Source organism: Pseudomonas sp. C5pp (assembly GCF_000814065.1).
GTDB lineage: Bacteria > Pseudomonadota > Gammaproteobacteria > Pseudomonadales > Pseudomonadaceae > Aquipseudomonas > Aquipseudomonas asiatica.
The window spans coordinates 141,149-160,840 of sequence record NZ_JWLN01000007.1 but is presented as its reverse complement, the minus strand read 5'-3'; the positions used below and the strand labels follow the sequence as shown (position 1 = coordinate 160,840).

18 protein-coding genes and 1 pseudogene are annotated in these 19,692 nt (G+C 61.0%); 9 read left to right on the top strand and 10 right to left on the bottom strand.

Annotated features, from left to right (window positions below; translation table 11 throughout):
• Positions 1–123: 123 nt before the first annotated feature.
• Positions 124–285 carry a hypothetical protein gene (locus RR51_RS31180; protein ID WP_003251307.1) on the top strand — a complete coding sequence of 54 codons (162 nt, stop codon included), beginning with the start codon at positions 124–126 and terminating at the stop codon, positions 283–285.
• Between the two features lie 140 nt (positions 286–425).
• Here the strand turns inward: RR51_RS31180 and RR51_RS08065 are convergent, their stop codons facing one another.
• A complete protein-coding gene (locus RR51_RS08065; RefSeq protein ID WP_039613145.1) occupies positions 426–2,108 on the bottom strand; it encodes an AMP-binding protein in 1,683 nt (560 codons plus the stop codon).
• A 320-nt stretch (positions 2,109–2,428) separates the two neighbouring features.
• On the opposite strand from RR51_RS08065, the gene RR51_RS08060 reads away from it, so the two are divergent.
• The 4 genes from RR51_RS08060 to RR51_RS08045 are packed head-to-tail and all read left to right on the top strand — an operon-like array spanning position 2,429 to position 7,987.
• Positions 2,429–3,592, top strand: a complete 1,164-nt coding sequence (locus tag RR51_RS08060; RefSeq protein WP_013973339.1) for an isovaleryl-CoA dehydrogenase — start codon at positions 2,429–2,431, stop codon at positions 3,590–3,592.
• 19 nt (positions 3,593–3,611) lie between these two features.
• A complete protein-coding gene (locus RR51_RS08055; RefSeq protein ID WP_013973340.1) occupies positions 3,612–5,219 on the top strand; it encodes a carboxyl transferase domain-containing protein in 1,608 nt (535 codons plus the stop codon).
• A gap of 3 nt (positions 5,220–5,222) precedes the next feature.
• Positions 5,223–6,038, top strand: coding sequence for a gamma-carboxygeranoyl-CoA hydratase (locus RR51_RS08050; RefSeq protein WP_039613144.1), 816 nt, complete (start codon positions 5,223–5,225; stop codon positions 6,036–6,038).
• Positions 6,035–7,987: an acetyl/propionyl/methylcrotonyl-CoA carboxylase subunit alpha gene (locus RR51_RS08045; RefSeq protein ID WP_038409976.1), complete on the top strand. Its 1,953-nt coding sequence runs from the start codon at positions 6,035–6,037 to the stop codon at positions 7,985–7,987. Before RR51_RS08050 ends, RR51_RS08045 begins: the two co-directional genes overlap by 4 nt.
• A gap of 136 nt (positions 7,988–8,123) precedes the next feature.
• On the opposite strand, the gene RR51_RS08040 is transcribed toward RR51_RS08045, so the two are convergent.
• The gene (locus RR51_RS08040) at positions 8,124–8,789 is read right to left on the bottom strand and encodes a LexA family transcriptional regulator (RefSeq protein WP_177328649.1); all 666 of its coding nucleotides are present in this window, start codon (positions 8,787–8,789) and stop codon (positions 8,124–8,126) included.
• Positions 8,790–8,896: 107 nt separating this feature from the next.
• Positions 8,897–9,550, bottom strand: a complete 654-nt coding sequence (locus tag RR51_RS08035; RefSeq protein ID WP_039613142.1) for a LexA family protein — start codon at positions 9,548–9,550, stop codon at positions 8,897–8,899.
• A 130-nt stretch (positions 9,551–9,680) separates the two neighbouring features.
• On the opposite strand from RR51_RS08035, the gene RR51_RS08030 reads away from it, so the two are divergent.
• Positions 9,681–9,992: a DUF6124 family protein gene (locus RR51_RS08030; protein ID WP_025339827.1), complete on the top strand. Its 312-nt coding sequence runs from the start codon at positions 9,681–9,683 to the stop codon at positions 9,990–9,992.
• A 438-nt stretch (positions 9,993–10,430) separates the two neighbouring features.
• Positions 10,431–10,946, top strand: coding sequence for a sigma factor-like helix-turn-helix DNA-binding protein (locus tag RR51_RS08025; RefSeq protein ID WP_039613141.1), 516 nt, complete (start codon positions 10,431–10,433; stop codon positions 10,944–10,946).
• A 53-nt stretch (positions 10,947–10,999) separates the two neighbouring features.
• Here RR51_RS08025 and RR51_RS08020 read toward each other — a convergent pair whose 3' ends face one another.
• Genes RR51_RS08020 through RR51_RS28990 form a run of 3 tightly spaced genes read right to left on the bottom strand, consistent with a single transcriptional unit; the run spans position 11,000 to position 14,177 of the window.
• On the bottom strand, positions 11,000–12,190 hold the full coding sequence (locus RR51_RS08020; RefSeq protein WP_039613140.1) for a Bcr/CflA family efflux MFS transporter: 1,191 nt from the start codon (positions 12,188–12,190) through the stop codon (positions 11,000–11,002).
• Positions 12,187–13,113: a diiron oxygenase gene (locus RR51_RS08015; protein WP_082044664.1), complete on the bottom strand. Its 927-nt coding sequence runs from the start codon at positions 13,111–13,113 to the stop codon at positions 12,187–12,189. The genes RR51_RS08020 and RR51_RS08015 overlap by 4 nt, the downstream gene beginning before the upstream one ends.
• A gap of 20 nt (positions 13,114–13,133) precedes the next feature.
• The gene (locus RR51_RS28990) at positions 13,134–14,177 is read right to left on the bottom strand and encodes a SagB family peptide dehydrogenase (protein ID WP_082044663.1); all 1,044 of its coding nucleotides are present in this window, start codon (positions 14,175–14,177) and stop codon (positions 13,134–13,136) included.
• Positions 14,178–14,882: 705 nt separating this feature from the next.
• Here RR51_RS28990 and RR51_RS08010 point away from each other — a divergent pair.
• Positions 14,883–15,680: pseudogene (locus RR51_RS08010) on the top strand (transketolase family protein); the annotation flags it as partial.
• Positions 15,681–15,845: 165 nt separating this feature from the next.
• Here the strand turns inward: RR51_RS08010 and RR51_RS08005 are convergent.
• Genes RR51_RS08005 through RR51_RS07990 form a run of 4 tightly spaced genes read right to left on the bottom strand, consistent with a single transcriptional unit; the run spans position 15,846 to position 18,688 of the window.
• Complete coding sequence (locus RR51_RS08005) at positions 15,846–16,580, bottom strand: amino acid ABC transporter ATP-binding protein (RefSeq protein WP_039613139.1); 735 nt, start codon at positions 16,578–16,580, stop codon at positions 15,846–15,848.
• Positions 16,567–17,214 carry an amino acid ABC transporter permease gene (locus tag RR51_RS08000; protein ID WP_013973354.1) on the bottom strand — a complete coding sequence of 216 codons (648 nt, stop codon included), beginning with the start codon at positions 17,212–17,214 and terminating at the stop codon, positions 16,567–16,569. Before RR51_RS08000 ends, RR51_RS08005 begins: the two co-directional genes overlap by 14 nt.
• Complete coding sequence (locus RR51_RS07995) at positions 17,215–17,880, bottom strand: amino acid ABC transporter permease (RefSeq protein ID WP_003258372.1); 666 nt, start codon at positions 17,878–17,880, stop codon at positions 17,215–17,217.
• Between the two features lie 22 nt (positions 17,881–17,902).
• Positions 17,903–18,688 (bottom strand): transporter substrate-binding domain-containing protein, encoded by a 786-nt coding sequence (locus RR51_RS07990; RefSeq protein ID WP_039613138.1) that lies wholly within the window; start codon positions 18,686–18,688, stop codon positions 17,903–17,905.
• A 262-nt stretch (positions 18,689–18,950) separates the two neighbouring features.
• Between RR51_RS07990 and RR51_RS07985 the strand changes: the two genes are divergently transcribed.
• The gene (locus tag RR51_RS07985) at positions 18,951–19,637 is read left to right on the top strand and encodes a FadR/GntR family transcriptional regulator (RefSeq protein ID WP_039613137.1); all 687 of its coding nucleotides are present in this window, start codon (positions 18,951–18,953) and stop codon (positions 19,635–19,637) included.
• The last annotated feature ends 55 nt before the right edge of the window (positions 19,638–19,692 follow it).

Genomic DNA, 19,692 nt, shown 5'->3' with positions numbered 1-19,692 from the left:
GGCTGGTGGCGGTAAGGGTTCAGAGCCGGGCACAGGCGTGGGGTTCAAAAAAATTGAGCGAACGGCAGCTGCGAGGGGTCGAAGCCTGCAGCACCTCTTCAATTACCCAAGCGAGGTCAGGCCATGAACATTCCCATTCCACCGGAGACTCCCGATCCCAACATCGACGACCCGAGCCTGCCGCCGCCCGTGCCGGAGGAAGACCCGGACGAGCTGCCGATCAAGCCGACCGTGCCGCCGACAGTGGGCGACCCGCCGAGCCAGGAACCACCGGTGAAGGCTTAAGGGTAGACCAGGATCGACGCAGGCAGGACCGGCCCTTTCGCGGGTGAACCCGCTCCCACAGGGACCACGCCGATTTCGAACGCGGCGCTGTACCTTGTAGGAGCGGGTTTACCCGCGAAAGGGCCGGCAGCATCAATACATCAACCAGCAGTTAAAGCCGAGATCTCCGCCACACTGATCTCCCGCATGCGGAACTTCTGCACCTTGCCGGTCACCGTCATCGGGTACTCGTCGACAAAGCGGATATGCCGCGGCACCTTGAAGTGTGCAATGCGCGCCTTGCACCAGCCCTGCAGTTCCTCGACCGTGGCACTGTGCCCCGGGTGCAGCTTGATCCAGGCGACGATCTCCTCGCCATAACGGCTGCACGGGATGCCGATCACCTGGGCATCGGCCACCGCCGGGTGGGTGTAGAAGAACTCTTCCAGTTCACGCGGGTAGATGTTCTCGCCGCCGCGAATGATCATGTCCTTGTTGCGCCCGACAATGCGCACGTAGCCGTGCTCGTCCATCACCGCCAGGTCGCCAGAATGCATCCAGCCGGCCGGGTCGATGGCATCTGCCGTGGCCTGGGGGTTGTCCCAGTAGCCGAGCATCACGCTGTAGCCGCGGGTGCACAGCTCGCCGATCTCGCCGCGCGGGACGATGCAGCCGTCGGCGTCCACCAGCTTGTTCTCCAGCTGCGGCTGGGTGCGGCCGACGGTGGTCACGCGTAGCTCCAGGTCGTCGTCCGGGCCGGTCTGCAGCGACACCGGGCTGGTTTCGGTCATGCCGTAGGCGATCTGTACTTCGGCCATGTGCATCTGGTCGATGACCCGGCGCATCACCTCGATCGGGCAGGTGGCGCCGGCCATGATGCCGCTGCGCAGGGTCGACAGGTCCATTTGCCCGCGCGCGGGGTGGTCGAGCATGGCGATGAACATGGTCGGCACGCCATAGAGGATGCTGGCACGCTCTTCGGCCACGGCGCGCAGGGTGAGCTCGGCGTCGAAGGCGTCGTTGGGGTAGATCATGGTGCTGCCATGGGTGATGCAGCCGAGGTTGGCCATGACCATGCCGAAGCAGTGGTACAGCGGTACCGGGATCACCATGCGGTCGCGTGCGGTCAGGCCCAGGCTTTCGCCGACCATGAAGCCGTTGTTGAGGATGTTGTAGTGGCTGAGCGTGGCGCCCTTCGGTGCGCCGGTGGTGCCGGAGGTGTACTGGATGTTCACCGGCTGGTCGAACTGCAGGCTTTGCTGGCGCTTCGCGTAAGCCTCGACGGAGGTCTGCCCTGCCCGCTCGGCCAGCGCTTGCCAAGGCAGGAAGCCTGCCGGCGGGTTGGCGGCCAGGCTGACCACACCACGCAGGTCGGGCAGGCGTTCACTGGCCATTTCACCCGGGGTGGCGCTGGCCAGCTCCGGCGCCAGTTCCTGGACCATGGCGTGGTAGTCGGACGTCTTGAAGGCATCGGCACACACCAGCCAGCGGCAACCGGACTGACGCAGCACGTATTCCAGCTCGCCCACGCGGTAGGCCGGGTTGATGTTGACCAGGATGGCACCGACCTTGGCGCTGGCCAGCTGCAGGATGCACCACTGGGCGCAGTTGGGCGACCAGATGCCGACCCGATCGCCGGTGTTCACGCCCAGGGCCATCAGGGCACGAGCATGCACCTCGACCTGCTCGGCCAACTGCCGCCAGCTGTAGCGCAGGCCCTGATGGCGCGACACCAGGGCCTCGCCGTCGGCACAACGGGCCACGGTGGCGTCGAAGGCCTGGCCGATGGTCTGGGTCAGCAAGGCTTGGTCCTGGCGACCGCGGGAATAGCTTGGTTGACTCATGGGTGTCCCTTCTTGTGGTTGTTCTGGGCACGACTGAAGCAAGCGGGAATACTCTGGCGCAGATTTACGTTTACGTAAAGGTGATGAGTCGATTGACAGTAAGTGCATGCAGGTTTACGTTAACGTAAAGGTGAAAACGACATCGGGTTTGTCGGCGCACCACCGACCCTGTGGGAGCGGGTTTACCCGCGAATGCGATCATCCAGGCAATGACGGTGGCCCTGCTGACGCATTCGCGGGTAAACCCGCTCCCACAGGGCCGGTGGATAGCCCTTGAGCTACGGTGTTACCCAATTTCAAGAACAAGAAGGTGCCCCAGCATGCATTACCCCACCCTGAACTTCGCCCTGGGCGAAACCATCGACATGCTCCGCGACCAGGTGCGCACCTTCGTCGCCGCCGAACTGGCTCCGCGCGCCGCGCAAATCGACCACGACAACCTGTTCCCTGCCGACATGTGGCGCAAGTTCGGCGACATGGGCCTGCTGGGCATCACCGTGCCGGAAGAATACGGCGGTGCCGGCCTGGGCTACCTGGCCCACGTGGTTTCGATGGAAGAAATCAGCCGTGGCTCGGCCTCGGTGGCACTGTCCTACGGTGCCCACTCCAACCTCTGCGTCAACCAGATCAACCGCAACGGCAGCCACGAGCAGAAGCTCAAGTACCTGCCCAAGCTGATCAGCGGCGAGCACATCGGCGCCCTGGCCATGAGCGAGCCCAACGCCGGTTCCGACGTGGTATCGATGAAGCTGCGCGCGGAAAAGCGCGGCGACCACTACGTGCTCAACGGCAGCAAGACCTGGATCACCAACGGCCCGGACGCCAACACCTACGTGATCTATGCCAAGACCGACCTGGAAAAGGGTGCGCACGGCATCACCGCGTTCATCGTCGAGCGTGACTGGAAAGGCTTCAGCCGCAGCAACAAGTTCGACAAGCTGGGCATGCGTGGCTCCAACACCTGCGAGCTGTTCTTCGACGGCGTCGAAGTGCCGGAAGAAAACATCCTCGGCCAGCTCAACGGTGGCGTGCGCGTGCTGATGAGCGGCCTGGACTACGAGCGCGTGGTGCTGTCCGGCGGCCCGACCGGCATCATGCAGAGCTGCATGGACCTGGTAGTGCCCTACATTCACGACCGCAAGCAGTTCGGCCAGAGCATCGGCGAGTTTCAGCTGATCCAGGGCAAGATCGCCGACATGTACACCCAGCTCAACGCCAGCCGTGCCTACCTGTATGCCGTGGCCCAGGCCTGCGACCGTGGCGAGACCACCCGCAAGGACGCCGCCGGGGTGATCCTGTACACCGCTGAGCGCGCCACGCAAATGGCCCTGGAGGCGATCCAGATTCTCGGCGGCAACGGCTATATCAACGAATTCCCGGCAGGCCGCCTGCTGCGCGACGCCAAGCTGTACGAGATCGGTGCCGGCACCAGCGAAATCCGCCGGATGCTGATCGGCCGCGAACTGTTCAACGAAACCCGCTGAGCACAAGGGACGGGCGCACATGGCTACCTTGCACACCCAGATCAACCCGCGTTCGGCAGAGTTCGCCGGCAACAGCGCGGCCATGCTCGAACAGGTCCAGGCCCTGCGCGGCCTGCTCGCCCAAGTGGCCCAGGGCGGTGGGCCCAAGGCTCAGGAGCGGCACACTTCGCGTGGCAAGCTGCTGCCGCGCGAGCGTATCGACCGCCTGCTGGACCCGGGCTCGCCGTTCCTCGAAATCGGCCAACTGGCTGCCCATGAGGTGTATGGCGAAGACGTGCCCGCTGCGGGCGTGATCGCCGGCATCGGCCGCGTCGAAGGCGTGGAATGCATGATCGTGGCCAACGACGCCACGGTCAAAGGCGGTTCCTACTACCCGCTGACGGTGAAGAAGCACCTGCGTGCGCAGACCATCGCCCTGCAGAACCGCCTGCCGTGCATCTACCTGGTGGACTCCGGCGGCGCCAACCTGCCACGCCAGGACGAAGTGTTCCCCGACCGCGAGCACTTCGGGCGGATCTTCTTCAACCAGGCCAACATGAGCGCGCTGGGCATTCCGCAGATTGCCGTGGTGATGGGCTCGTGCACTGCCGGCGGTGCCTACGTGCCCGCGATGGCCGACGAAGCGATCATGGTGCGCCAGCAGGCGACCATCTTCCTCGCCGGCCCGCCACTGGTGAAGGCGGCCACTGGCGAGGTGGTTAGCGCCGAAGACCTTGGCGGTGCCGATGTGCACTGCCGCACCAGCGGCGTGGCCGACCACTATGCCGACAACGACGAACATGCCCTGGCCCTGGCCCGACGCAGCGTGGCCAACCTCAACTGGCACAAGCTGGGCAAGCTGCAGCGCCTGGCCCCGGTGGCACCGCTGTACGCCGCCGATGAGCTGTATGGCGTGGTGCCGGCCGATGCCAAGCAACCGTTCGACGTGCGCGAGGTTATCGCGCGTCTGGTCGACGGCTCGGTGTTCGACGAGTTCAAGGCGCTGTTCGGTACCACCCTGGTGTGCGGCTTCGCCCACCTGCACGGCTACCCGGTGGCGATCCTCGCCAACAACGGCATCCTGTTCGCCGAAGCGGCGCAAAAAGGCGCGCACTTCATCGAACTGGCCTGCCAGCGCGGCATCCCGCTGCTGTTCCTGCAGAACATCACCGGTTTCATGGTCGGCAAGAAGTACGAAGAAGGCGGCATCGCCAAGCACGGCGCCAAGCTGGTCACTGCCGTGGCCTGCGCCCAGGTGCCGAAGTTCACGGTGATCATTGGCGGCAGCTTTGGCGCCGGCAACTACGGCATGTGCGGCCGTGCCTACGACCCGCGCTTCCTGTGGATGTGGCCCAATGCGCGGATCGGCGTGATGGGGGCCGAACAGGCTGCCGGCGTGCTGGCCCAGGTCAAGCGCGAACAGAGCGAGCGCAGTGGCCACCCGTTCAGCGCCGAAGACGAAGCCCGGCTCAAACAGCCGATCCTTGACCAGTACGAGCACCAGGGCCACCCCTACTACTCCAGCGCCCGCCTGTGGGACGACGGTGTCATCGACCCGGCACAGACCCGCGACGTGCTCGGCCTGGCGTTGTCCGCCGCGCTGAACGCACCGATCGAACAGAGCCGCTTCGGCATTTTCCGGATGTGACCCATGAGCGATTTCAGCACTCTCGAAGTGATCCGCGACCCGCGCGGCTTCGCCACCCTGTGGCTGAGCCGCGAGGACAAGAACAACGCCTTCAACGCCTTGATGATCCGCGAGCTGATCGTCGCCCTCGACCAGTTGGCCGAGGACGCCAGCCTGCGCTTCGTGCTGCTGCGCGGCCGCGGCCGGCACTTCAGCGCCGGCGCCGATCTGGCCTGGATGCAGCAGTCGGCGCAGCTGGACTTCAACACCAACCTGGATGATGCCCGCGAGCTGGGCGAGCTGATGTATGCCCTGCACCGCCTCAAGGCGCCGACCCTGGCCGTGGTGCAAGGCGCGGCCTTTGGCGGCGCGCTGGGCCTGATCAGTTGCTGCGACATGGCCATCGGTGCCGAAGACGCTCAGCTGTGCCTGTCGGAAGTGCGCATCGGCCTGGCCCCGGCAGTGATCAGCCCGTTCGTGGTCAAGGCCATCGGCGAGCGTGCCGCGCGCCGCTATGCCCTTACCGCCGAGCGTTTCAGCGGCGTGCGGGCCCGCGAGCTGGGCCTGCTGGCCGAGGTCTACCCGGCCAGCGAACTGGACGCCCAGGTCGAAGCCTGGGTGAGCAACCTGCTGCAGAACAGCCCGCAAGCGCTGCGCGCCACCAAGGACCTGCTGCGTGAAGTGGACGACGGTGAACTCAGCCCGGCCTTGCGCCGCTACTGCGAAAACACCATCGCCCGCATCCGAGTCAGCGCCGAAGGCCAGGAGGGCCTGCGCGCCTTCCTGGAAAAACGCCGCCCCGCCTGGCAAACCGACGACAAGAAGGAGCCGCGCCCATGAGCCGCCCCGCTTTGACCACCCTGCTGGTCGCCAACCGCGGCGAAATCGCCTGCCGGGTGATGCGCACCGCCAAGGCCATGGGCCTGACCACCGTGGCCGTGCACAGTGCCACCGACCGTGATGCCCGGCACAGCCGCGAAGCCGATATCCGCGTCGACCTCGGCGGCACCAAGGCTGCCGAAAGCTACCTGCTGGTCGACAAGCTGCTGGCCGCAGCCAAGGCCAGCGGCGCCCAGGCCATCCACCCGGGCTATGGCTTCCTGTCCGAGAACGCAGGCTTCGCCCGTGCCATCGAAGAGGCCGGGTTGATCTTCCTCGGCCCACCGGCCAGCGCCATCGACGCCATGGGCAGCAAGTCGGCGGCCAAGGCACTGATGGAGGCCGCTGGCGTGCCACTGGTGCCGGGCTACCACGGCGAAGCCCAGGACCTGGACACCTTCCGCGCCGCCGCCGAACGCATCGGCTACCCGGTGCTGCTCAAGGCCAGCGCCGGCGGCGGCGGCAAGGGCATGAAAGTGGTCGAGGAAGAAAGCCAGCTGGCCGACGCCCTGGCCTCGGCCCAGCGTGAGGCGCAGTCGTCGTTCGGCGATGCGCGCATGCTGGTGGAAAAGTACGTGCTCAAGCCGCGCCATGTGGAAATCCAGGTATTCGCCGACCAGCACGGCAACTGCCTGTACCTCAACGAGCGTGACTGCTCGATACAGCGCCGTCACCAGAAGGTGGTGGAAGAAGCCCCAGCGCCAGGCCTGTCAGCCGAATTGCGCCGGGCCATGGGTGAGGCGGCGGTACGCGCGGCCCAGGCCATCGGCTACGTGGGCGCCGGCACCGTGGAGTTCCTGCTCGATGCCCGTGGCGAGTTCTTCTTCATGGAGATGAACACCCGCCTGCAGGTGGAGCACCCGGTCACCGAGGCCATTACCGGGCTCGACCTGGTGGCCTGGCAGATTCGCGTGGCCTGCGGCGAGGCCCTGCCGATCACCCAGGAACAGGTGCCGCTGATCGGCCATGCCATCGAAGTGCGCCTGTATGCCGAGGACCCGGCCAACGAATTCCTGCCCGCGACCGGCAAGCTGGCGCTGTACCGCGAGTCGGCAGCCGGCGAAGGGCGACGGGTGGACAGCGGGGTCAGCGAAGGTGATGTGGTGTCGCCGTTCTACGACCCGATGCTGGGCAAGCTGATCGCCTGGGGCGAAGACCGCGAGCAGGCGCGCCTGCGCTTGCTGGCCATGCTCGACGAATTTGCCATTGGCGGGTTGAAGACCAACATCGCCTTCCTGCGGCGCATTCTCGCCCACCCGGCGTTTGCTGCAGCGGAACTGGATACTGGCTTCATTCCGCGTCACCAGGAGGTTTTGCTGCCCGCGCCGCAAGCGCTGCCGGCAGGCTTCTGGGAAGCCGCGGCCGAGGCCTGGTTGCAGGGCCAGGCCGCACACCAGCGGGAGGACGACCGCAGTTCGCCGTGGGCCGAGCGCAACGGCCTGCGCCTGGGCCTGCCGGCGCGCAGCAGCCTGCACCTGGTCAGTGGCGGGCAGGACCAGGCAGTCGCCCTGGAGCGCAGCGCTGCGTCTACCTGGCAGTTGCTGGGCGAGCAGTTGGTACATGACCAAGCTGGCGTGCGTCGCCAGCATCTGGCGATCCGCCGCGGTGGCACGCTGTACTTGCACTGGGACGGCGAGATGCATGCCATCGAAGCCTTCGACCCGATCGCCGAGGCCGAGGCCAGCCACAGCCACCAGGGCGGCCTGGGCGCGCCCATGAACGGCAGCATCGTGCGGGTGCTGGTGGAGCCTGGGCAGGTGGTGGAAGCAGGTACGGCGCTGGTAGTGCTGGAGGCCATGAAGATGGAGCACAGCATTCGCGCGCCGCATGGCGGCACGGTGAAGGCGTTGTTCTGCCAGGAAGGGGATATGGTCAGCGAAGGGACGGTGCTGGTCGAACTGGCGGAGTAAGAGTCCTGGGGGCCGCCTTGCGGCCCTTTCGCGACACAAGGCCGCTCCTACAGGTACGGTGCATGCCCTGAGGTTGGTGCGGTACTTGTAGGAGCGGCCTTGTGTCGCGAAAGGGCTGCGCAGCAGCCCCGGCAATCTAGAAGGAGCCATGCACTCGCACGACCACACCCAGAAACTCGCAGCCTTCCTCACACAACAGCGCCGGGTAGTTGCTGTTGAGTGCCTTCAGGTACCGTTGCCCACCTTCCTCCGCCAACTCACGGAAAATCGCCGGTTTGCCCGGCTGACGAGCGATAACCAGACGCCCTGGCTCGGCATCTACCCCAGGATCCACCAACATCCGCATGCCCTGCGGCACACTGCGGCCACTGGCGGCACTCATCGCATCATTCTCGACAGTCAGCCAGAACGCCTTGCCTTGGGCCAGGTAGTCCGTCTGCTCGAACACACCTGGCTCCGCCCCCTCTGCGATACCTAACTCATCCCAGCCCAGCACCGGGTAGCGGAAGCACACGATGTATTGCATGAGGTCCAGGTCATCATCGGAGTCATCGACCTCGTAAATGCTCCGCTTCCCGTCAACCTGCCCCTGAATGCGCAGCTGCAAGCTGACGATATAGTGCGGCATGCCAATTTCGATGAGCGTGCGGTTCATCGACTCGACCTTCGGCTGCCGCCGCTTGTTCACCCAATGCCCCACGCTGCCTTGAGACACGCCAACGCGCTCGGCAAGCTGCTCCTGAGTAAGCCCTAGCTCCTCCATCCGGTCACGGACCAGGGCAATCCATCTATCCATATTCATCGCTGCCATCAGCCTCCTGCAAAGGCGCGCATATCGATCGAACCCGGTGTGGCCGCTGTAGGAGCGGCCTTGTGTCGCGACAGGGCTGCACAGCAGCCCCCGGCAAGCTAGAAGACCTCGTGCCCCCGCACGACCACACCCAGAAATTCGCAGCCGTCTTCACACAGGACTGTCGGGTAGCGGGTATTCAGCGGTTTGAGCATCCTGTCTCCGCCCTCCTCGACCAACTGCCGCAACACTGCTGGCCGCCCGGGCTGCCGCGCAATCACCAACCGGCCTGGCTCTGCCGGCAGGCCAGTATCCACCAGCACACGCATACCCTCAGGTATGCTCCTGCCACTGGCGGCATTCATCGAGTCGTTTTCCACCACCAGCCAGAACGCATTGCCGGCGGGCATGTAGTCAGTCTGTTCGTGGGCCTTGCTTGTTTCTGGCAAGGGCCCCTGCAAGTCAGCCCAACTCAGCACCGGGAAGCGAAAGCTCGCGTAAAGCAGTGCTTGTGCCGAAACTGGCTGCTCGGCCGCATAGTGACCAGGCGATTCGCGCACGATATCGCGCTCCACCACCATGACTTGGGCTTCCAGAAACACCAGCCCAAGCTTTTCGAGCTTTTCGTTGATGGTTTCCAGCGTCGGCCGCCGCGTGCCACGCAGCCAATGCCCCACGCCCCCCTGAGTCATGCCCAGGCGCTCGGCCAGCTTGAGCTGGCTGAGATTGTGTTCGCGCTTGTAGCGCTTGAGAAATGCGTTCCAGTTTTCCATGAGCGGCAACAATACGGACTGTATTAATCGCAGCAATACACAATCTGAATTATTTATTTTTAGATAGATAGTACAGACTGACCTATCCTCTGATTCCTGTGTGTTTGAAGGGAAATCAGAAGGTATCGCGATGAAACCACCGAAAAACGACGAAACAGATCTCGACAGCGAAGCCGCCCGCCGCGCCCTCGACTACTACCTCAACCCCAACCCGCCGCGTCCCACCCTGGACAACAGGATCTGGACCCTGCACGAGGGTGTAACCGGCGACCAGGCCCAGGAACACGCCATCGCCCTGCTGCGCTGCGCCGCCGCCACCGCGCAGGAAACTGCCACCCACCAGCACGGCAGCCAGCGCGAACTGACCTTTGCCCTGATGCACATGATGGACATGGCGCGCGCACTGCTCGAGCACAAACGCACCGTGGAATCGGGTTTGTAAGCAAGAAAGAAGGGAGAGAACGTGATGGCCGGGTAACGGCGAAGGCCCCGATTGCCGGGACAAGGAAGCGCACCGGTAAAACTTTTTTACCGGATTAGCGAAAATTCATTTGACTGGCAAATGATAACGATTATTATTGCACTCAGCTGATCGCGAGATCTGCTGGATAACCTGGAGCTTAGGTCGCTCTCAGATTATCTCCTCATCAGGCTAATCACGGTTTTTGACCCAGCTTTTTGCTGGGTCTTTTTTTTTGGCTCTTCAGGCTAATGAAGATCGTGATGGCGCGCATGATAGCAAAGGTATTTCAGGGCGTGAACGCTCATTACAAAACTTTGCGGAATCAGCACTTGAGAATCAATCTCGTTTCACATACGCTGATCACGCATCACGGAAGATGCCCCCATCCCTTTCCCTCCACAGAGCAAGGAGCTGTCCATGACCCGTCTGCTGCTGCCCCTTGAGTACCCAACCCCTGCTGCCGAACATCATGCCGACGACGCCCTGCTGCACGCCCTGAAACGCCTGCCACGGCGTGTCCAACAAGTATTCCTGCTCAACCGCCTCGACCAACTGGACTTCGCCAGCATCGCCGCCCGCCTCGACCTGCCATTGGCGAGCATCGAGCGGCACATGGACCAGGCACTGCAGGCCGGTCGCTCGCGCCGGGATGTGCTGGCGAGTGTTGCCGGGCAATGGTATGTGCGCTTGCAGAGCCCACAGGTGACGGCGTGCGAGCGGATCGATTTTCGCCGTTGGCTGGATGCGGACATGACGAACTTGCAAGCGTTTCATGACACGGAACTGCACTGGCGCAGCCTGTTGGCACCGGCACGGCAGCTGGGCCAGGATGGTTGGTACCGGCAAGGTCGAGCGGCACTGTCGTTGGGCGGCTGTTCGGTTGCGGTCGGGCTTGGCGTGGCGGCGTTGGTGCTGTTTGGTTTCTGGGCCTGATCAACACCTGCGCTACACCGTTATCGTTTTCACCGCGGATGGCTCGGTCGTTATCAAGTTCGAGTGCTGGTCAGCGTTTCCGTCAGGCATGCAAGCAGTAGCCATCCGCACAAACTGACACCCAGGAACAGAAGCCCCAGGCTCATCGGCAGCTCGCTTTCGACGCCAGCAACAAGACTGCCGGCCAAACCACCACCTGCGAACAACAATGTCGTATTGAGCGACGCTGCCGCACCGGCTTGGTGCGGGTAACGCGCCAAGGCTTGGGTCGTCGCAGCAGGACGCACCAGCGTTGTCCCCGTCGTGCAGATGATCATCGGCAGCATAAGACTCGCCACCGTCAACCCTGCAACCTGCTCCCAGATCAACAGTGTGATGCCCCCGGCAGCTATGAGCAGGAATCCCGTCTTGATCTGAACCTGCGGGCTTACGCGGTTGTTCAAATAGGTCGCGGCTACTCCGCCAGCGATATACGCAAGCCCATAGGCGATAAATAACACCGAGAATTGATATGGCGTCAGCCCCAGGCTGTCCATCAACGCCAATGGCGCGACAACGATGAAGGAAAAATGGCAGGCAAACGCGAGGCTGGACAACAGGGAGTGCGCAAGATAGGTCGTATCACGCAGCATGATCCAATAGCTGCGCATGCCCGAAGTACGGCCTCGCGATGCAGGCGTGTCCTGCAGCAATGCATATGACAGGCATGAAACGATCACGGCGATGAAAGCGAATACCGTAAAGCTGCCCTTCCAGCCAAAGGATTGTTGGAGAAAAGCGCCTGCAACCGGTGACAACGAAATGAACAGCCCACTTGCGCTGGTCAGCAGGATACGCATGGCATTGCGTTGTCTACCGCTGTACAGATCCTGCACGAGCGCCTGGCCCAGCACGAAACTCCCGCAACCCAGGGCCTGCAGCAAACGGAACGCCATGAACGTCTCATAGCGGGTTGAAAGTACACAACCCACTGCCCCTGCAATGGACACTCCCAACCCAGCGAGCAACAACCGCTTGCGCCCCATGCCATCCGACAATGGCCCGATCACGATTTGCGCCAAGGCGACACCAAACGCAAAGAAGCTCACCGAGTAGGCTATCTGCTTTGGCTCGACGTGAAACTCGTCTGCGAGCGCCGGGAATGATGGCAGGATCACATCCAGAGGGAATACGCCCAATAGACACAACAGAATCAGCAAGGCCGAGCGCAGAAAGCTACTGAGCGATTCCGAACGCCGGTTCACGCTACTAACCCCGCCATTTTGAATTGCAACAAATAACCCTCGTCATCCAGCAAATCAGTACGCTGAATCGCTCGAAGCGTCGGCCCAGAAACTTCAAGCATCCTAGCAGACCAATTCGACTCTAAATAAACGACAATTTCATTCCCGATTACTGGCCGACCTTCAAAAAGCATCTGCAAGAAAGGGATATCTGGCCGACAGAATACCGCGAGCACCTCAAGTAATACTTGAACCACGTAATTCTTCTCACACACGGAGATTTTCCGCCACAACCTAACGAAGCACTCAGAAAAGAAAATCGCATGACGCCCTTCATCATGTAGATGGTCAATAAACATGTGTGCCACAGGACCTACAAGTGAGCCGCGAGACAACTTTAACAATTCACTAGCAATCAAGGTCTCTGATACAAATGCGATACAAAATCGGGTTAGACACCTAAATTCTAAAGGGCTTTTCTCCAAAATACGATCTAGCCCCATAATGCGAGTAGATTTAGCCCGCATCAGATCAAAATGCCTCGCCACTTGACCTGCAATATCCCGTGAAAATAAAGCGTGATATCCTTCATCAGCGTACAGCTTCAAAGCAATACAACGTTCTCCATCCTCAAAGTATTTCTTTAAACCACCAATTACAATGCACTGCACAGCTTCGTTGACATGAGCTATCTCTAGCTCTGTCGTGTAATCCATAAAATACACCAAATGATACACATGCAGCGCCCTCAACTCTTGCTTTGAAAAAGCTTTTAGTGAGTCATGAGCCAGCACAGGACTGAGCGCAGCAGGAAACCACAAGCCAGGCTCAGATTGGGAAAAGTCCGCCTCTGAAAATTTATAGACATAAGGCCGCGAGCGCACAGCACTAGACAGGTGCCAATCTCTAAACATAGTAATACTACGATCAGTTACTTTCCTCATGCACACACCCCGCGCAAACTTTACTTCAGTAGAGATTTTAAGCAGTTCGGGATAGCGGAACCATCGCTATAACCACAGCCAACAAAAAAAATCACTTGCTCATCAGAAGTTTCAAGTTTTAGCAATGATTCAATGGAGGATTCATTCAACGCACCAGTTAGCCATGTACTCATCCCACCGGCAGTCGCCGCTAGTTGGAACGTCTGCGCCACATGACCAACCTCTATCAATGCCATTCGATAGGCGCGCGAATGCTCGTACTTCCACCACAACTTATCGAACCTGGATGTTAGAAACAGCCCCACTGGTATATCGTTCGCGAAATGCTGTCCTGAAAGCAAGTCGCCGAGTTTCGGTGCCAACTGACTACGCCAATGCACCTGATGACGATGAGGATCGTAGTAATATATTCCTGGCTCCAGGCCTTCGACATTAGCCACATATACATAACCTTCTGTAGCATTTAAGCCACCTGCTGATGGACTGCTACGCCGCTTGGAGAACTGCTCCACTCCTCCTTGTTGATTAGAAAGTACCCGCCCCTCAACAAAGCCCAGTGTATGGTGCAAGATCTTCCCTAGCTCAGCTATTGAAATCGGTAAATGATGGAAGGCTCTTGCTGTTGCGCGGCGTGCAAGTACCTCATCAAATTTATCAGCAGCGCAAAAACCAGGTAACTGGATACCACCTCCGACGCCCCAAGAGCTCTCAACAGGCGAAGCTTCACTCAACACATCATTACAGTGCTCCAAGTATTGAACGGCCCATTCATGCTCGCTGGCAGGCTGATTTTCCGGCACTATATCTTTGGTGCCAATATGAAAAATCCTAGAAAGCACATCCCAACCCCAATCATTCTCGCCTCCGGGAGAGTCCAACATAACCTTACAACGTTTCAAATCCTCAGCCACAGCATCACTCGAATCACTGCAACTTTGATCATAAATTAGTGAAATCAACCGATGAGCATGCTCGACCGACAACTGATACTGCTTGTGCCTTTTGAAATCCCAGCAAATCAGAGCATTATCTATAGCAATAAAAAAGCAGTCCCTACTTATCATACCCCCTCCTTTAGCCAAAGCGCAGGCCGGCACTGCGCTTTAGCACCTATCGAGTAAGGCTTATTTAGCCCGCCTAACCAGAAGAGCCAAATTTGCCAACTTTACGGACTCCATCTTGATAGCTTTCATATTTGAATCTCCATATAACTGCCGCGAAATTGCGACACACCTGATAATAGCGACATCATGAAGATGTACAAGCCGAAGCAGGCAGCGAAACTTCCGAAGGCATTGTAGGATTTTTTACCGGCACACTTACGAACGACGCGTCCAAATCGCCCGCAGGGCCTCTGAAACGCGCCAAACAAGCCATTAGGCCGCAGCTTCGCTCGGTTCATCTCAGCTGTATAAAAACAGCTTGGTCTCAGGCGTCGAGCAGGAGATCAGACTTATTGCGGACCAAGGGACTGGGAATCCTGGAATGGCAGGACCGTCGAACGCGTAGGCGATCAGATCAGTTGCAGTGCGGTCATCGAATTAGATGCAGCCTGCAGAATCATAGAGGGAGGGAGACACAACCAGCCACGGACGGATCTTGGTCGAGGGAGAGCCCGGTTGGCTCATTGATTGAAAGGCCGCCAGCGACATATCAGTATTTCAAATACTGACACTGTCGCCGGGCAAGTCCTTCCAGAAAAACGCTTAGCCTTCCAGCCCCTTCTTCAGCGCCGCTAGGCCGTCTTCATAGATACCAGCGAACAGCGCGAGCGCTTCTATCAAATGGGAATGGCCGAACAGTTACTGATGAGCGCCGCTGCCGGCATGGCACGAGAAGGCATGACCCCCTTTGCCACCACCTATGCGGTGTTCGCCTCCCGTCGGGCCTATGACTTCATCTGCATGGCGATCGCAGAAGAGAACCTCAACGTCAAGATCGTCTGTGGGCTGCCTGGCCTGACCACCGGTTATGGTCCTAGCCACCAGGCCACGGATGACCTGGCCATCTTCCGGGCGATGCCCAACCTGATGATCGTCGACCCCTGCGATGCGCTGGAGATCGAACAGGCTGTGCCAGCGATCGCCGCCCATCAGGGGCCGGTCTACATGAGGCTGCTGCGCGGCAACGTACCCTTGGTGCTCGATCGCTACGATTACCAGTTCCAGCTGGGCAAGGCGCAGGTGTTGCGCGGTGGCCGGGACGTGCTGTTGATAGCCAGCGGCCTCATGACCATGCGCGCGCTGGAGGCTGCCGAGCAGTTGCAAAAGGACGGAGTGGACGTGTCGGTACTGCACGTGCCTACCATCAAACCGCTCGATGAACAGACCATTCTCGCCGAGGCACGCAAGCCTGGTCGCCTGGTGGTCACTGCGGAAAACCACTCGATCATAGGGGGCCTGGGGGAAGCTGTGGCCGGCGTACTGCTGCGCAACGGGGTCACACCTACCTTCCGCCAGATCGCGCTACCGGATGCGTTTCTCGATGCAGGGGCACTGCCGACTTTGCATGACCGATACGGGATCTCCACTGACGCTGTGTCGAGGCAGATCAAGGCATGGCTTTGACCGTAGCCGTGGGTCAAACCTGAAGCGCGGTGGATGCAAGCGTGATGGATACCTGGCCCATGACAAAGGCACACCGCAGCCCCTGGGATCCAGGCAATGATGAAAAATGCTCCGTAACATTCGATACGGAGCATTTTTTGGGGCGACGAAACCTGCAGACGCCACCTAACCTCCTGCCACGCTACCGATGAAATTCGCCAGCTCAGCTGTTCGGGGCGCCGCAAAAACCTCGCGTGGATGGCCAGTCTCGTGGACCTTGCCTTGATGCATGAAGACCAGCTTGTCACCGACTTCCCGGGCAAAACGCATTTCGTGGGTGACCATGATCAGGGTCATGCCTTCACTGGCCAGTTGACGCACCACACCGAGCACTTCGTTCACCAACTCGGGGTCGAGCGCCGAGGTGATCTCGTCGCACAGCAACACCTTTGGCGACATGGCAAGCGCCCGGGCAATCGCCACCCGCTGCTGCTGGCCGCCGGAAAGGCGGTCCGGGTAGGCGTCGAACTTGTCGCCCAGTCCAACCCTGGCGAGCATCTGCTCGGCCAACTGGCGGGCCTCGGCCTTGCCGGCCTTCTTCACCACCTGGGGCGCAAGCATCACGTTCTGGCCCACTGTCAGATGAGGGAAGAGGTTGAACTGCTGGAACACCATGCCAACCTTCTGCCGCAGCGAGCGCAAGTCGGCGCGGCCGGCATCCAGGTATTCGCCGTCCACCTCGATCACCCCATCGCTGATCAACTCCAGGCCGTTGAGGGTACGCAGGAAGGTACTCTTGCCGGAACCGCTACGGCCGATGATGGCGACCACCTCGCCCTCCTCGATCGCCAGGTCGACACCCTTGAGCACATGATTGTCGCCGTAGTACTTGTGCAATGCAGACACTCTAAGCAGGGGCATGCAGCCTCCTCTCCAGGTAACGGGCGCTCAGCGAGAGCGGGTAGCAAAGGACGAAGTAACCCACGGCCACCAGACCGTAGATCAGGAACGGTTCGAAAGTGGCGTTGGCCAACATGCCGCCGGTCTTGGTCAGCTCGGTGAAACCGATGATCGAGGTCACCGCCGTGCCCTTGACCACCTGCACCGAGAACCCGACGGTCGGCGCGACGGCAATGCGCAGGGCCTGGGGCAGGATCACGTGGCGCAACTGCTCCAGACGGCTCATGGCCAGGCTGCCGGAGGCCTCCCACTGGCCATGTGGTATGGACTCGACGCAGCCTCGCCAGATCTCGGCGAGAAAGGCACTGGTGAACAACGTCAAGGCGATGGCCGCCGCCATCCAGGCCGAAACATCGATGCCGAACAGGGCGATGCCGAAAAACACCATGAACAGCTGCATCAGCAGCGGCGTCCCCTGGAACAGCTCGATGTAGCTCCTGGCCGCGCCACGCAGCATCCGGCTATCGGAGATTCGCGCCAACAGCAGCAACAGCCCGGCAATACCACCGCAGACGAACGCCACCAGCGACAGCAGCAAGGTCCATTGCAAACCTGCGAGCAGGTTGCGCACGATGTCCCACAAGGTGAAATCCATTCAGCGTCTCCCCGTCAAAGCGCGCCGGCCGATCCATGCCAGCAGTTGGCGCACCAGGATGGCCATGACCAGGTACAGAGCCGTGGTCAGCAGGTATGTCTCGAAAGCCCGGAAGTTGCGCGACTGGATGAAGTTGGCAGCAAACGACAGTTCTTCTGTGGCGATCTGCGAGCACACCGCCGACCCGAGCATTACGATCACGATCTGGCTCGACAGGGCCGGCCAGACCTTGGCCAGTGCAGGTTGCAGCACCACATGGCGAAAAGCCTCGAAACGACTCATGGCCAATGCCGCCGCAGCCTCCAGTTGCCCTCTGGGAATGGCCTGGATACCCGCCCGAATGATTTCGGTGGAATAGGCCCCAAGGTTGATCACCATGGCCAGTACCGCCGCCTGCCATTCCGTCAACCGAACGCCAAGCGAGGGCAGGCCGAAGAAGATGAAGAACAACTGGACGATGAAGGGCGTGTTGCGGATCAGCTCCACGTAAAGGCCGAACAGCGCATCGAACGGCCGTAGTCGCCAGGCGCGCACCACCGCACCCAGCACACCGATGGCCACCCCGAACAGGGTGCCGATCAACGTCAGCTCTAGCGTGAACACAGCCCCTTCGAGCAGCAGGCCGCCTTGGGCCAGCACAGGGGAAAAGTCAAATTGATAGGCCATGGGTCGGCGACTCCAGGGCCGTTCAAAGGTCGGCCGGCAATGGCTGCTTCAGCCACTTTTCGGCATTGCGGTCGAGGCTGCCGTCGGCCTTGGCCGTATTCAGAGTGGCGTTGACCTTCTCGAGCAAGGCCGGCTCCTGCTTGGCCAGCCCCACGTACACTGGCGAGTCCTTGAGCTTGACCTTCATGACCGGCACCTTGTTCGGGTTCTTCTCGGCAATGACAGCCATTACCACGCTGCCGCTGGCGATCAGCTCGACCTGGCCCGACAGGTAGGCGGCGATGGTCGAGTTGTTGTCCTCGAAGCGCTTGATGACCGCACCCTGAGGGGCGACCGCGGATAACTCCATGTCCTCGATCGAGCCTCGCGTGACACTGATGGTCTTGCCGGCAACGGCACCGATATTGTCGATCGACGTCTCGGCCGGCCCAAACACTGCCAGGTAGAACGGTGCGTAGGGGCGGGAAAAATCGATCACCGCTTCCCGCTCCGGGTTCTTGCCCAGGCTGGAAATCACCAGGTCGACCTTTCCGGTAGTGAGGAACGGAATGCGGTTGGTGCTGTTGACCGGGGTCAGCGCCAGCTTGACGCCGAGCCTGTCAGCCAGTAGCTGCGCGGTGTCGATGTCCAGGCCGCGAGGTTTGAGGTCCGGCCCCACCGAGCCGAAGGGAGGGAAGTCCTGGGGTACGGCTACCTTGAGCACGCCCCGGGCAGTGATGTCGGCCAGCGCATCAGCCTGGGCGTGGGAAACGCTCATGACGCCGCCACAAACCAGGGCGGCCAGAAGCAAGGAACGGATGTTTTTCATGGAAAATGCCTCGGGTGCATGCGAAGAAGTTGCCTAGCCCGAAAAGCACAGGCCGTGCCAGTGTTGCCCGGCAGCCCCGGAATACGCTTTCGCCCCTTGGCATCACGCGGTCTTACTGGTCTGAACAGCTAGCGCCTACCCTCTGCCATCGCCCCCCTTTCGTGCAGCCACCTGCCCCGCTGCGTCAGCATGGGGCGATACTTGCCAGGCAACCGGTAAAGCCTTTAAAAAGCGCAGACCCCTTGCCAGCTGGTCTGAACAGATGCTCGACACACTCACCCGCGCAGTTCCGGAAATCGCCTTGCAGGCTATCCGCAAACTGATCCAGGAAGGCGACTACCAGCCCGGTGATGCCCTGCCCTCCCAACGTGACCTGGCAGAGCAGTTGGGTGTAAGCCGCGCCTCCCTGCGCGAGGCGCTGTCCTCCTTGAGCGCCTTGGGGCTGGTGAGCGTACAACCGGGCAAAGGGGTATTCGTCCAGGCGCCGCCATCCGCCACCGGCTTCTCCTGGCCCTATGCCGAACAGGTATCCGCCGTCGATACCTTCCAACTGCGCTATGCACTCGAAGGGTTTGCCGCCGGCTTGGCGGCGCTGTACCTGACGGCAGCGGACATCGATGCGCTCGAAGCCAATGTCGAGTCGATGCGCCAGGAGCTGCGTGCCGGCAATTTCGAGGCCGCAGCGCGCCTGGACTTCGCCTTTCACCGCCGCCTGCTGGAAGCGAGTGGCAACCACGCCATGCTGCAGGTGATCACCACCAGCCAGGACATTTTCCTGGAGAGCCAGAAGTTGCCGTTCATTCGCCCTGAACGCGCCATGGAGACCTGGCAGGAACACCGCAAGATCCTGCGCCAGCTTGCCCGTGGCAACCAGGCCGGGGCACAGCGTGCAATGCAGGAGCATATCCGCAACGCGGCATCGCGCACGAACGTGGTGTTCCCATGTTGACTGGTCAGCCAAACACCGGAATACCAGGCCAGCGACCCCGTGCATGACAACACAC

Bases quoted from the DNA above. Each gene is read 5' to 3' on its own strand.
- RR51_RS31180 (WP_003251307.1), top strand. From the start codon at position 124: ATGAACATTCCCATTCCACCGGAGACTCCCGATCCCAACATCGACGAC.
- RR51_RS08065 (WP_039613145.1), bottom strand. From the start codon at position 2,108: ATGAGTCAACCAAGCTATTCCCGCGGTCGCCAGGACCAAGCCTTGCTG.
- RR51_RS08060 (WP_013973339.1), top strand. From the start codon at position 2,429: ATGCATTACCCCACCCTGAACTTCGCCCTGGGCGAAACCATCGACATG.
- RR51_RS08055 (WP_013973340.1), top strand. From the start codon at position 3,612: ATGGCTACCTTGCACACCCAGATCAACCCGCGTTCGGCAGAGTTCGCC.
- RR51_RS08050 (WP_039613144.1), top strand. From the start codon at position 5,223: ATGAGCGATTTCAGCACTCTCGAAGTGATCCGCGACCCGCGCGGCTTC.
- RR51_RS08045 (WP_038409976.1), top strand. From the start codon at position 6,035: ATGAGCCGCCCCGCTTTGACCACCCTGCTGGTCGCCAACCGCGGCGAA.
- RR51_RS08040 (WP_177328649.1), bottom strand. From the start codon at position 8,789: ATGAATATGGATAGATGGATTGCCCTGGTCCGTGACCGGATGGAGGAG.
- RR51_RS08035 (WP_039613142.1), bottom strand. From the start codon at position 9,550: ATGGAAAACTGGAACGCATTTCTCAAGCGCTACAAGCGCGAACACAAT.
- RR51_RS08030 (WP_025339827.1), top strand. From the start codon at position 9,681: ATGAAACCACCGAAAAACGACGAAACAGATCTCGACAGCGAAGCCGCC.
- RR51_RS08025 (WP_039613141.1), top strand. From the start codon at position 10,431: ATGACCCGTCTGCTGCTGCCCCTTGAGTACCCAACCCCTGCTGCCGAA.
- RR51_RS08015 (WP_082044664.1), bottom strand. From the start codon at position 13,113: ATGAGGAAAGTAACTGATCGTAGTATTACTATGTTTAGAGATTGGCAC.
- RR51_RS28990 (WP_082044663.1), bottom strand. From the start codon at position 14,177: ATGATAAGTAGGGACTGCTTTTTTATTGCTATAGATAATGCTCTGATT.
- RR51_RS08005 (WP_039613139.1), bottom strand. From the start codon at position 16,580: ATGCCCCTGCTTAGAGTGTCTGCATTGCACAAGTACTACGGCGACAAT.
- RR51_RS08000 (WP_013973354.1), bottom strand. From the start codon at position 17,214: ATGGATTTCACCTTGTGGGACATCGTGCGCAACCTGCTCGCAGGTTTG.
- RR51_RS07995 (WP_003258372.1), bottom strand. From the start codon at position 17,880: ATGGCCTATCAATTTGACTTTTCCCCTGTGCTGGCCCAAGGCGGCCTG.
- RR51_RS07990 (WP_039613138.1), bottom strand. From the start codon at position 18,688: ATGAAAAACATCCGTTCCTTGCTTCTGGCCGCCCTGGTTTGTGGCGGC.
- RR51_RS07985 (WP_039613137.1), top strand. From the start codon at position 18,951: ATGCTCGACACACTCACCCGCGCAGTTCCGGAAATCGCCTTGCAGGCT.